The organism is Cytobacillus sp. FSL W8-0315, assembly GCF_038002905.1.
Classification (GTDB): Bacteria; Bacillota; Bacilli; order Bacillales; family Cytobacillaceae; genus Cytobacillus; species Cytobacillus pseudoceanisediminis.
This window is the reverse complement of the sequence record NZ_JBBOOC010000002.1, coordinates 237,656-250,057: the sequence shown is the minus strand read 5'-3', so window position 1 is coordinate 250,057 and position 12,402 is coordinate 237,656. Positions and strand designations below refer to the sequence as shown.

Sequence of the window (12,402 nt, the reverse complement as noted above, 5' to 3'; positions counted from 1 at the left end):
ATCTATCTCACCTTTCTAAATTTGAAAAACCAAATAACTCCTCCAATCGCCATTAAGATTAATAAGGAAAAGCCAACCCAAATTTTATTGTTACTAGAATTTTGGTTGCTATCACTGGAAACATCTTTTAAAGCAGATTGACTATTAATTTTTTCTTCTGTTTGAAGTGATTTTTCTTCTCCATCACCACCGTTATCCTCATCTTGATTTATAGAATCTTCAGATGACTTTTCATCTTCAGATTTGCTATCAACTTTTTCTTTTGCTTCTTCATCATTGGAGCTTTCTTTATCTCCAGAAAGTTTGGTTGAGGCACTCGCCACCTCTTTTACTTGATTTTCAGTGACTGATTTAGAATTTTCCTCATTGCCTTTTGCCTTTGTTGTTGTTGCGGTATTTGTTGAAGTGTTTTTACTGCTTCCACCGCTATTAGATGAAGTTGATGTCTTATTTGTTTGACTTTGAGTTTCTGTAGGTTTAGACACCGGCTTCGTTGTCGGTTTTGACTCTGGCTTAGGCTGTGGCTTAGGCTCAGGTTTAGGCTCAGGTTTCGGTTTCGCCTTCAAGATAGTTGTTACAGTTAGTTCCGCTTGAAAAGGCTCCTCGAAGATAGATATTGTGAACTTTTGGCCGCTTCTTGTTACTTCAGTAGTAACGTGGCCAACAACGTGAAAGTTATTAGCGCTTGCAGAATAAAAGCCGTTAACCAAGCCATTGCAGGGACCGGTTGCATTTGCCCAGTTGTTTTCTGTATGAATATCCGATTGAATTGTCATACTGCAACTAGCCTTTGAACTTGCTTCTACGGAATTACTTTGAAAGATCCCTCCTATATTTGCAGCTAATAGTGTTGCTAACGTTGCCTTCATAAATTTTCTCATTCGTCTTCCCCTTCTTCCTCGAGATTTTTCCTCAATTTTAGTTGCATTCTTTTGTCTCAACATGTGTCTTCCCCCTATATTTTTTTTTCACAAAACAAAAACGGCTCTTTGGTAGAGGTTTTTAGGCAATAGTAAATAAATACTATTATCCTTGTAACTCTTAAGTCCCAAAGAACCGCTCTTTTTGTGAATCCGCTAACTCCAAAGTAGGAGATGCAATAAAATAGTAAAAGCTAACATTTGAGACTATTATATTAAATTTTGGAAGACTTTTCAAACATTGATTTGATATGAATACAAAAAAACCCGAACAAACGATTGAATAAGTTCAATCATTCATTCGGGTTTTTCCCGTTAGCCATATATTAATTTAATCATAATACATATGGGTATTATGGGTCAATTAAATAAGAGCCATTATTTATTTTTTATATTCATAAACCGCTGCCTGCCTTATTAAGCTCGAATCACCGACAAACCAGCGGGGGCTTTCAGTACTAATAACTGCTATGACACTAGGACCATCAACAGTTTCCATAATCTTAAATTGGTCATTAACGTATGTAAATGGATAGGTTCTTGGATAACTATCATCTATAAATTCAAGATGCAAAAGAAAAATATCATTATTATAAAATGAATTTTCATTTGGGGTATAAACAAATCCAGAACCACTTTTAATATCTAAATTTTTTTCTAAGCTGGCTTTAAGCTTATCTATGGCCTTATCCTGATCAAAAACAATTCGTCCATTTCCCAACTGTTCAGGATTAACAGCTAAGGCAGCATCGTGAACAGCTAACTCCAAAGCATTTTTTAATTGCCTTGTAGCTGTTTTATCAGCATCAAGATTAAATTGAATTTGAGTTATGAATGCGAATAAGAGAATAAATAGAATGGTTCTAAGGGTAGTAGCCATACAAATAACTCCTAATTAATATATTCACTTAAGATTTTGGTTTCCTTTTTAAAAGTACCTGGACCTTGATTAAAAATATCTAGAATAAAAATGAAACTTCTTGGGGCTTCAATACTTGCTTCTATATATTGGTTACGGGGTGTTAATGATTGTGTGACTGTTACCTTAATTTTTGATTCATCAAAGTTATACCTATCTACTAAAGTATCTTTCATCTCATCAATAATAGCGGGAGTGAATCTGCCTTCTATCGATGCTTTCTTTGCTCCCTCGGTGAGAACTACTTCTACAGCTTCTCTATGTAGACTATCAAGATAAGCCAGAATCGGAGCAAACATAATATTTATGACAATAAAAAGGGTCATCCATTCTCCTAATGTCTTTGACATTTAAGAATCCTCCTTAGTAAGGGGGAAGCTGATGCCTCCCCCTCATTTAAAAATTAATTACCATCAGATGGCAGGTTGTTACTGATACCAGTAATCTCGGTTTGATATTCTGTAGATTCTGAGCTGATCATGTTGTATCCAATAAAGAATAGAAATGCGCTAATCGATACTACTGTTACTGCAATTTTTAAGAATGTAGATAATGTTTGATTCATGGTTAAATTCCTCCAATAATAAATAATTTATTTAAATTTTATTTGGTGCTCAGTATTTAACATTTGTTCATGATGATTATTTTTTTGCTTTAAAGAATCATAGGCAACTCCAAAGAGAAGTCCAGTGATAATTATTACGATAGATGCCATTAACATAAAAGTGGCTAATGATTTATTCACACGTTTTCACCCTATCCACTATTTGTTATGTAATCAGCAATGGAATCTGAAATTCTGCCCATATCTGTAAACATAGCTCCAAAAATAAAGGCACTAATTACAACTGCAGTGATGGCAATTTTCATAAATGTGCTTAGTGAAGTATTTATCGACATCACCTCCTTAAAGGAATGTAGAATTATTACATTCTGGAAGATTTCAATATAACTGATACCATTGTTACGATGACCACAAGGAAGTTCAGGATTATCAAAAAATGAGTTATCTTAATAGGAATTCCTAATAGATCAGTAGTGATTTTTCTCTTCCTTCTATAATTTTCAATTTGCGAACGAACAAACATATTATGCATTCCGCGTAAATGTCCCATAGCGGTTTTTCTGTCTAAGTCATCTAAACTTTTTATAACACCTATTAACGCCTGGGATTCTTTTGAATTAAGCTCTTTTTCAAACTGCTCTAAAGCTGCTTTTGGTCCTTCATCGTTACTCCAGGAAGTTAGAAGTTTTGTGAGTGGCTTGTCCAAAACAACGAAGTAGGGTTTAATATTTCGCAATATATTATAGGTATTGATCCTACTGATGTTCATCATTTCAATCTCATTAATCAGTAAGTCATATAACATAAAAACTTCCGCGTGCTTTTTGGCTTGATGGTATTCGATCACTCTCTTCATCAAATAAACAAACAAAGAATACGGGTTGCTTGGTGCAGCCAGAAGAGCAAGTAATAAGATGATAACAGCTGCTACCATTGTTAATTTCTGTACTCCCCCATTAATGAGAATCGGAAGAATTACGTAGTATATAGTTAGGAAAAGGATGAACCCAAAAGTAACAAGATAGTATTTTAAACCAGTAATGCCCAAAGGATACTGAGCAAGCTTTAGCCATTCCTCTGCTTTAGTTTCTTTTGAACTAGAAACAAGCTTCTCTTTATTCTTTATTAAGCTATTTCTGAAACGGATTCGAGTTTGTACTCTTTCTGCTTGTGAACTTAATCCTGTATAAACCAACACACCGGCTAAACATGATAAAAGAAGAGAGAGTGTATACATTACATATGGAAGATATTTAAAGAACATAGTCTCAGCCAAGGGGTTACACTCCTCTTATAAGTCATTTTTGGGCCTTTTCAGGAATGCCGAAATAATAATTGAGAAAACAACGCCTAATAAACAAACTGAAAATAATAGGATGGTCCATTGGCTACCAAACTGCAGTTTCCACCAATCCTGAGCACCAGAAGAGTAGTATCCAAGGATAAGCGAACCAATAAAAACCGGAATGGTTAAATATCCGTTGTATACAGAATCCATTGTTTGAGATTTTTCTTCTTCTAACATTTCTTCCGTTTCTTCCATCTGCTTTGTTAATACCATTAAGGCATTAAGAACCTTTTCGTTATAGAGGTAAGCCTTTAAGATAATACTTCCTAGACGTTTGGACCAGTTTGTCCCTGCTGTATAAGTAAATACCTGAACACTTTCACGGAGTTCATACTCATTCCTTGAGACCTGGAGATCAGAAATTAACTTAACGATTACTTTCCTTAATTCTGGACTCCTGATATCTTTTTGAGTTTCAGATAAAGCATGATACATATCGTTATGCATTGCATTGTAATTTTGAGTAAGCTTTTGAACTATGTTCAGAAATTCCAAACTCATGAGATAACGTATCTTATTAAGTTTTAACCTTAAGAATAAATAAGGGATTAAAAGTAATAGAAAGCCAAACGTCACAGATACAAAAATATCTCCAAAAACGAATAGGATAAAAACTCCTGATAAGACCCCTAACAGTATTGAAAGAATAAGGAAAATTTCTACACTGTTTTCATTCCTTTCTTCACTAGTCGTTTTTATTAATAGGTTAAGATGCTTTAATAGGGGATTTTTGTATTCGTGACTCCTAGACAAAACAGCTTTCGTTTTGACCTTCCGTATCCTATATTTGTAATTCCACTCATTTACCTTCGTTTTTATTGATGACAGCATAATTGTTTTAGCAGTCCATAATGACAGGCAGAGAAGAATTGCATATAGAAAGTAATTTACGCCAATTTGCCATACCCAGTGTAAGATGCTATCCATCTAGATTCTCTCCCAAAAGGGTATCGATAATTTGATCCTTTATTTTTAAGTAATCCTTCATTGGTGATTGTCTTTCTTTATCTTTTAAATGCTTAATGAGAATTTTTGTATCTTCTAGACTTTCAGCTGCCATAAGAGTTAATAAATCTTTTGTGATATTAGAAGAATAGTAATATTTATCTGTTACTGGACTGTACCTGACTAAATCTTGTGTTCGGTGAGCCCTTTTATCTTCATCCCATATGATTTCGGTGACTCCAATAACTCGCTTTCTTCTCCTATCTCGATCCGCGCTCATGGTTACAATAATGTCAATATTACGCGCTACTCGTTCCAATTCATTTTCAAAGTTCCGATTAGGAAACTCGTCTAAGATATGTCGGGTAATCTGCGGTGCCACATTTTCTACAGATGTAAGGTGATAGGTTGAAAATGCTCCCCTTTCCCCACGTTCACAAGCTTGGAGATAGCCTTCAGTTTCAAGACTTCGTATTTCTCCAACTATGATATAGTCGTGCTCCATTCTTAGCAGTCTTGGGACAGCATGATGGAGATCGCCTTCTTTGGCTTGTATTTCAAAGATAAGCCGGTCTTTAAATTGTTTGGATAAATCCAACTCAAAGTGCTTCTCCATAACAGCAGCAACATAGCTGGAATCCCGTTCTCTCAACATAGATTTCATAAAAGTCGACTTAGCGGACCGGACACGGCCGGCAAAAATGGTGTTAGCCATTACCCTGGATAATGCACGAAACAAGGGAATATCATCTACAAGAATAGTTCCTAAATTAGCTTGTTCCTCAAGGCTCATATTTTTTACAACAAAGCGGCGGAACATGATGTAATTTTCTTTCCCTCTTGGTTTTTGGATCATAGTGATACGGCTTCCGTCTTCTCTTTCTATTTCAAGTTCCGGTGTTTGTTCATTAATAACCGCATCTTTGACCCTCATAGTAAAAGCCCTTTTTATTCGTTCGACAGCCTCTACATTTTCAAATTCCTCTATTTGTTTTGTAAATTGACCATCAATATCAAGCCAAAGTTCTTTTCCACGTATGACGGCCGCTTCACTATTCGGAAGCTTGTCCCATTTGTGAAGGATACTGACTCCCCATACTTCATGAAAGATAGCTTCAGCAAGGGAATCATAAAAGCGAGGATACTCATTAGTGGTGATATTCTCTGTTTGTAAAACCTCATTGATCTTCGTAATAAAGTAAGACATTGCTTGTGCATCACCAATTACTGCTTTATGCTGACGTTCCAACCAAATATTTTCATTGTAGTGTACTTCATCGAGGTCTTTTCCTTTTTCTCTGTTAGGTTCTGAAATGGATCCATCTACAATAATGTCATTTAATTGCTCCCGGACCTTTTGGCAGATATCTTTAAAGGACCTCTTTCTCGCAAAGGTTGTAATGTAATTTACTTTTAACCCTTTTTTTTGAACGGTCTCTGCCAACCAATCAGAAGAACTAAATTCTTTTTCAACTCCCAATTCCATTTCTATTTGCTTCAACGGTAACCACCTCCTATTTGAAGAAAGAAAGAAATCCCTTCTTCTCATTCCGTTCTTCCATAAGCTGCTCTTTTTCAGTTAGCCTACATTCAGAAATTATTAAATTCGATAGCAGGTCTAAGTTCTTTGTATAGTAAGAATCCGATACATCATATAGAAGTCTCTTTTGATATGCAGCCATAGCTCCCAGGTCTCCCATATCTGGCAGTGTGGCTACCTTGGTCATTCCGAGCTCTTCTTCCAACGCTTTCTCATTAATTAGCGTGTTGGCCGGCTGAAAACGGTTGATAATAAGCATAAAGTCGTCTGACTTACCACCCGTTGGCTCAATAAGCTGTTGGAAAACGTAAGGAAAATAACCTCTATAACCTTTTTCTTCTTGGTTTGTGACCAAAAAGCGCAAATTACTAGATAAATAAGATTGAACCGTAGGTGCGGTATCAAAATGAGTACCGGCATCGATTAAGATTACATCGAATAATTGCTGTGCAACTTTAATCAGATGCTCAATTTCATTTGGTTGGTAAAACCGTTGCATCTTAATATCCCGGTTTCCTGCAAGGTGATAAAATCCATTTTGATGTGAAACCGCTTCTGAAAGTCTTGCAGGTGTTAAGTTTTGGGTCTTCAGATCAACCTTTAAGTCGTTTAAGTAATGTCCGTTGTAGTGATAAAAATAATCAGATGGATCCCAACTGTTTAAACTTAGTACTAAGACTTTCTCTTCTATCTTGTTTGAGAGTGACCGGGCAAGATTCAGGGTAGTAGTTGAAACACCTGCCCCGCTATGGGTACCGAAAAAACTGACAAGTCTTTTTGAAAGGTAATCGTCCTTGTTTGTAATCTGATTAATAATTTCATCTACAACTTGATCAACTGTTGAATATTCGCTTAAGACCTTGACCTTATAGGCAGCACATAAGCGGGTAATATTTCGCATGATAATATCGCTGTTTACTCCACGTGGTTTATAAAAGACTAAACTCTCCGGATAAAGATCTCTAACTTGTTGCAAGCTGTCTAAATCAAAACTCTCACCATCTAATAAAATGGCACTAATTTCAACATTTGCTTTTGTTGCTTCGTCCATTATGAGTACTGATGTGATTTCCTCACTTTTTTCAAATAGTTCTTTATAGATAGAGTTTTTTGATATCACTAATAGATTCATGGGATAATACTCTCCTTTAATGGTAAGTAATATATAAGCGAGCTCCCTTACCAAGTACCTCACCCATTAATTTAGTAAAGTCCTCTTCATTTAATATCACTTCCAGATCACTGATGGTAGAGGTAGCATCTAAGCGCTTATCGCCTTTGTTTCCTTCTGCAGCAGATACGACTTCTTTATTGCCGGAATCTTTTACGTACACCACTCTTACATCCTTAAGGAAAGGTTTAGTGTTGACTGAAGCATTACTTTCAACTTCATCTTTAGAATCTGCCTCTTTAGAATCTGTTTCTGCCTTTGTTTCAGAGGTTACCTCGGGAGCACCGTTGGTAGTAAGATTCGTTGTTCCATCCTGATTGACAAGATAAATATCAATGGAGTCTTTCCTCCGCAATGAACCTGGTTGAGCATAAATCATTTCCTTTGTAATAGGGCGAATAGCTTCTCCTTTGGTTTCATCAGGGATCAATTGTTCAAAATCAATCATTTTTGTTGATATCATAGAGTTTCCTACGATATTTATAGAAGAGTCTTGCCCTACTATTTGTTCCATATCTTGTGCGAGTACCACATCGTCAATTAATGCTTCTTTTGGCCTTCTTTCTATAGCTAACTTATTTTTAGTTATATTTTCAGACTTAAGAATTTCTTCCCCAGCCTTCACAACGACTACTTCTGCTGAATCAATACGATCTTTTATATAAAAATCGTATACAAAAATAAATCCTGCAGTAGCCACGGAAGTGAATATTCCTAAAGCTATTTTGACTCCCGGCTTCATACAGTTGTCTCCTCTCCTTTGGATTCCGCTTTTTCAACACTAATCTTCTTATTAAAGAGCCCCTTAAATACTCCAGAAGCTTTCTTTTGTTTCTTAAGAAAATCACCAGGAAGGATATCTTCCAAAAGCGGCCGCAAACTTGATTCCAATTGTTTTTCGTAATCTTTTGTATCATTCAAGAATAATCCCTGGAACTGTGCTTGAAACACATCTGTTACTGGAAAAGAAGGTAAATGGGTTATCATTTTCTCCAGGTAAAGATCCTTAAGCAATTCGTTTTTCATTAGAGCTTTATCAAATCGATTTCCTACCAATGAAGATTTATCAGACTGAAGCTGCTTTTGTAGAAACTCAATTGATTTTTCACTTGATTCCTCAAAATGCTGGATAAAAGGAATATCAGGTTCAAGAATGAAGTAAGCATGATCAGCAATGTCAAATACATCTTGATAGAGTTCGTATTGCCAGTCAGTACCAACATCCATTATGGTTACTGTCGAGTTAGAAGAGAACAATACTTTGATAAGTGCATCAAATGAAACGTCCTCCTCCTGATAAAGCGGCTCTTTAGTGGGGTGTTTGCAAATAATATCTACTTCTGATTTGCTCCAGTCATATATGCTTTTAATCTTTGGATCTATGTACTTACTGAATTGATAGAATTTACTTTTGTACTCATCCGAATATAAATGCCCGAAAAATCGATCATATGTATACGATTTAGAGAATGGAGATTCTACATAGGTAGTGGAAACGCCCATTTTCGCTAAGCACCTTGCCAAAAGATGTGAAATAAATGTGCTGCCACTTCGTTCAATCGGGCTACCAATCATCACTAATTTCTTTTTTACAGGAATACCTACAATCTTTTCGTTATGGTTATGTACATGAAAAGTGTAGTCCCTCTTGATAGTGGTTTTGTTAACGACTTTTTGAACGACTTTCTTTTCAATTACCTTTTGGACGACTTGCTTTTGCTTTTCATAGTTGGGGTTTTCATCAGCTTCACTTTCATTTTCGTTTATTTCTTCCTCACTGGAGCGGTGCTCAACTTCTTTGACTTTAGAGGTATCTGAATAGATTTCTGATGAAAGGAACTTAGCAACTTTAGAAAATTGTGGTTTGCCTTTTAGCTGTTCAACAAAAACACTCAAATCAAATGAATTTGTATTGAAAATATCCATAATCCCTAAACTGACTATTGTTGAAAGGATAGGATCACCTTTTGGCCTTTCGCACAAATAAACAATACGTAAAGAGTCTTCAAACTGGATACGCATATCTTTGAGGAATGATATGAGCTCTTTGTCTTTCAATTCCTGTCGATTATAATCACTTTCAAGGTAATAATCGTGTATGATTAAGATTTCTGGGGTTTCAATTTCAACAATTTCTTGAAGGAAACGTCTATGCAGCACTTCTTGTGAGGATAAGGTGAAATCCTCTGTATGTTGCTGAAACGTATTAATCAGTATGTCTGTATAGGATTTATCCCCCACAGCGATAAGCACTTTTCTAGGCATTTAAAAATCACTCCTGGAAAAAACAAAAAACCCGAAACGTAATCACCAACAATACCATGTAGTATTGATTGGAAATTAGGTTTCGGGTTTTTCCCGTTTTATTATAGTTTTTTTCAGGCCTCCTAATCTCTTAGAAGGCCCACACTAAAAAACTTTAAGAAAGGCTGTTGCTTCAAGGCTATAAAGCAACTGCGTTGTTGTAGTCCCATTGTATCACTCCGATTTGCTAAATTCAACCATTATATTCGAGCAGCTTGCAGTGTAAATCGCTTAGAAAGAAATTGTATAAATCGATCAACTATATTTGGATCGTATAGTACTCCCTTATTAGATAACAATTCGTCAACTACTACATCGTGACATTTAGTATGCTGATAAATTCTGCCATTCAGCATAGTATCGTAACTGTCTATGACTCTTATCATCCGAGCAAGAAGTGGAATCTCTTTGCCCGCAATTCCAAAATATCCGCTGCCATCAAAGTTTTCATGATGATATTTAACACACATTGCATACTCTGGAGGAAAGACATCAAGCTTATAAAGTATTTTTTTACCGTAGTCGGCATGGTTCTTGATCTCTGCAAATTCACTTTTAGTCAAAGGTGTAGTTTTATTCAGCAAGGAGTAAGGAATTTTAAGCTTACCTATGTCATGGAGAAGCCCCAGCACAAAAATCTCTTGAGCATTACTAAATCCTAAGAAGTTGGAGAAAGCATATAATTCATCTCCTACCCTGAATGAGTGCATATACGTATCGAGACAGTGATGAAATAAGGCTGTAACAAGAGTGTGAGTTTCTTCTAAAAGCTCCTCGTTAATTTTCTCCACCTCCTTAAAAATCAAGTCTAATTCGTTTTAGGTCTTGCTTGTTCGGAATGTAAAAAGAAGTATTAAATCCACTTTCAAGAACATCCTCTTCGACACATACCCATATATTAAATGGGAAGGTATCCAGCATTAGTTCTTGATGTATATGATTCGCAATGCTAAGGGTGGAAGCAAATATTATGATATAGGAAGTATTATCAGGAAACTCACTTACCGGAATTCTTCCATAGTGTTCATAAATGTTTTTCCAATTGAATAGTCTTTCCTTGAAATACCCAATATAGTTTTGAGTCCCTTGAACTCGATCAATAAGGAAATTCATTTGACCCTGTGGAAACTCTATGATTCCCGCTCCTAATGGTCGGTTATTTTGATGGTTAGTGGCAATGATCGGATTCCACTTCCATTTTTTTAAGATGTTCATTTCCGCCATTAAACAGCGAAGTTCATTCATGGATACATATCGTTTGATTCCACCAACACCTAAAGAATCCCAACGATTCGCGTCCATAAAGAAATCAGAATTATAATAGTGCTTTAAAAGCTTAAATCCGGCCATTCCCAAAGTAAAGGGAGCGGGTGGTTTTACTGCATCCTCTTCTCCGTGAATTCGTATTTTCCAGCGTTCAACAAACCCATTTCGGCGCAAGCGGTCTAGCCTTAAAGATGTTTGAGAAGAACTCATAATAGGCAATAGATACCTTCGTAATTGGTTTTCGTTTGCACAAATGGCATCACCAAGAACTTTTAAGAGTGTGAAATCCTTCTCGTCTAACCTACCCCTCGTAAAATGTTCTACAACACTTTCTAAATTAGTGTAAGGGTAGTATTTCTTCGGCAAGACCTTAGTGCCTTTAAGGAAGGGGTGATCCCATAAAGGCACTTCACCTTTCTTTGTTGTGAGTAATGGATACTCCTGTGTTACTCCTGGGTTAGGCTGGTCTTGAATAAGAGCTTCCATTATTCAAACAAGAACGCTCCAACGTCCCTGCGTTTCTTTTTACCCCTTGGATATCCAGTAATGACAACTTTGGCTCTCCGATTCTCTTTATCGATGCTTCGAATTGCGCAGCTTACCACATCTCCGACCACTGGCTCCTCCAGATAATTAGGTTTAACGCCTTTTACTTCTAATCCAACATCCAGTTGAATGAAGATGCCGTGAACAGCGTCTACACCTGAAACTTTACCAGCGATTGCATTTCTGGATTGTAACGATTCTAGTTTTTCATATGGATCTTCCATTGTATGACGACGGCTGACACGTATGGTATTGCGCTCTTTGTTAGTTCGGATAATCTTTACTTTGATATTTTCTCCGCGGTGAATTTGTTCTTCAATACGTCTTCCCCGCTCCCAGCTGTAATCGTCTGGGTACATAGTGCAATCAACACCATTTACACGAACGAAAATTCGTCTAGTTCTTCTATCAAAACCAGTTATCGTTCCATCAAACACAAATTCATGCAATTGGTCAGTTTCTTCTAAAACCTCAAGCTGGCTTAAAAATTTTGCCCTTTTAATCTCATCTGCCTTTTTTATGCTGACAAGTAAAATTTCTTGTTCTAAATCCAGATGGTCGATGAGGAACTCCTGCATCGTACCTGCAAATCCATTTAGGCTACGGAACTCATGTGATGAGAATTCATGTGCCGGGCAATAAGCTGTTACCCCGTTTTCAAGCATTAGATAAGCAATTTCAGTCTCTTTATTTACATACTCTTGAGAGTCAGCGTCCAGGACCCTTGCTTTAATTACTCCTACAGAGGTAACAACCCCTTTAACAATCTCTTTATTTCTTTTATATCTTGCAAGATCATCTAGCTGCTCTTCAGATTTCCAAGATTTTGTTGTGAGTTCTTCCATTTGTATCCCTCCTGATTTTAAAAAGGCAGGTAA

Annotated in this window: 15 protein-coding genes; all 15 read right to left on the bottom strand. The window is 36.4% G+C overall.

The features are described from left to right. Positions 1-2 precede the first annotated feature (2 nt). A complete protein-coding gene (locus MKY20_RS25020; RefSeq protein ID WP_341003620.1) occupies positions 3-944 on the bottom strand; it encodes a hypothetical protein in 942 nt (313 codons plus the stop codon). Between the two features lie 358 nt (positions 945-1,302). Continuing rightward, positions 1,303-1,800: a peptidase M23 gene (locus tag MKY20_RS25015; protein WP_341003618.1), complete on the bottom strand. Its 498-nt coding sequence runs from the start codon at positions 1,798-1,800 to the stop codon at positions 1,303-1,305. Positions 1,801-1,811: 11 nt separating this feature from the next. Continuing rightward, positions 1,812-2,189: a hypothetical protein gene (locus MKY20_RS25010; protein ID WP_341003616.1), complete on the bottom strand. Its 378-nt coding sequence runs from the start codon at positions 2,187-2,189 to the stop codon at positions 1,812-1,814. Positions 2,190-2,242: 53 nt separating this feature from the next. Next, complete coding sequence (locus MKY20_RS25005) at positions 2,243-2,404, bottom strand: hypothetical protein (RefSeq protein WP_009336089.1); 162 nt, start codon at positions 2,402-2,404, stop codon at positions 2,243-2,245. A 27-nt stretch (positions 2,405-2,431) separates the two neighbouring features. Further along, a complete protein-coding gene (locus tag MKY20_RS25000) occupies positions 2,432-2,584 on the bottom strand; it encodes a hypothetical protein (protein ID WP_019379620.1) in 153 nt (50 codons plus the stop codon). 11 nt (positions 2,585-2,595) lie between these two features. Continuing rightward, a complete protein-coding gene (locus MKY20_RS24995) occupies positions 2,596-2,739 on the bottom strand; it encodes a hypothetical protein (protein WP_341003613.1) in 144 nt (47 codons plus the stop codon). Positions 2,740-2,765: 26 nt separating this feature from the next. Next, positions 2,766-3,680 carry a hypothetical protein gene (locus MKY20_RS24990; protein WP_341003611.1) on the bottom strand — a complete coding sequence of 305 codons (915 nt, stop codon included), beginning with the start codon at positions 3,678-3,680 and terminating at the stop codon, positions 2,766-2,768. A 15-nt stretch (positions 3,681-3,695) separates the two neighbouring features. Continuing rightward, positions 3,696-4,679: a hypothetical protein gene (locus tag MKY20_RS24985; RefSeq protein ID WP_019379623.1), complete on the bottom strand. Its 984-nt coding sequence runs from the start codon at positions 4,677-4,679 to the stop codon at positions 3,696-3,698. After that, entirely contained in the window at positions 4,672-6,198 is a 1,527-nt protein-coding gene (locus MKY20_RS24980) for an ATPase, T2SS/T4P/T4SS family (RefSeq protein WP_341003609.1), read from the bottom strand. The genes MKY20_RS24985 and MKY20_RS24980 overlap by 8 nt, the downstream gene beginning before the upstream one ends. Before the next feature lie 13 nt (positions 6,199-6,211). Then, complete coding sequence (locus MKY20_RS24975; protein WP_341003608.1) at positions 6,212-7,369, bottom strand: ParA family protein; 1,158 nt, start codon at positions 7,367-7,369, stop codon at positions 6,212-6,214. Between the two features lie 16 nt (positions 7,370-7,385). Beyond that, entirely contained in the window at positions 7,386-8,150 is a 765-nt protein-coding gene (locus tag MKY20_RS24970) for a hypothetical protein (protein WP_341003606.1), read from the bottom strand. Beyond that, complete coding sequence (locus MKY20_RS24965; protein WP_341003604.1) at positions 8,147-9,673, bottom strand: hypothetical protein; 1,527 nt, start codon at positions 9,671-9,673, stop codon at positions 8,147-8,149. Before MKY20_RS24965 ends, MKY20_RS24970 begins: the two co-directional genes overlap by 4 nt. 239 nt (positions 9,674-9,912) lie before the next feature. Next, positions 9,913-10,518: an HD domain-containing phosphohydrolase gene (locus MKY20_RS24960; RefSeq protein WP_157380286.1), complete on the bottom strand. Its 606-nt coding sequence runs from the start codon at positions 10,516-10,518 to the stop codon at positions 9,913-9,915. Then, complete coding sequence (locus tag MKY20_RS24955; protein ID WP_019379629.1) at positions 10,508-11,464, bottom strand: hypothetical protein; 957 nt, start codon at positions 11,462-11,464, stop codon at positions 10,508-10,510. The genes MKY20_RS24960 and MKY20_RS24955 overlap by 11 nt, the downstream gene beginning before the upstream one ends. Next, complete coding sequence (locus MKY20_RS24950; RefSeq protein WP_341003601.1) at positions 11,464-12,369, bottom strand: S1 RNA-binding domain-containing protein; 906 nt, start codon at positions 12,367-12,369, stop codon at positions 11,464-11,466. Before MKY20_RS24950 ends, MKY20_RS24955 begins: the two co-directional genes overlap by 1 nt. Between the last annotated feature and the right edge of the window lie 33 nt (positions 12,370-12,402).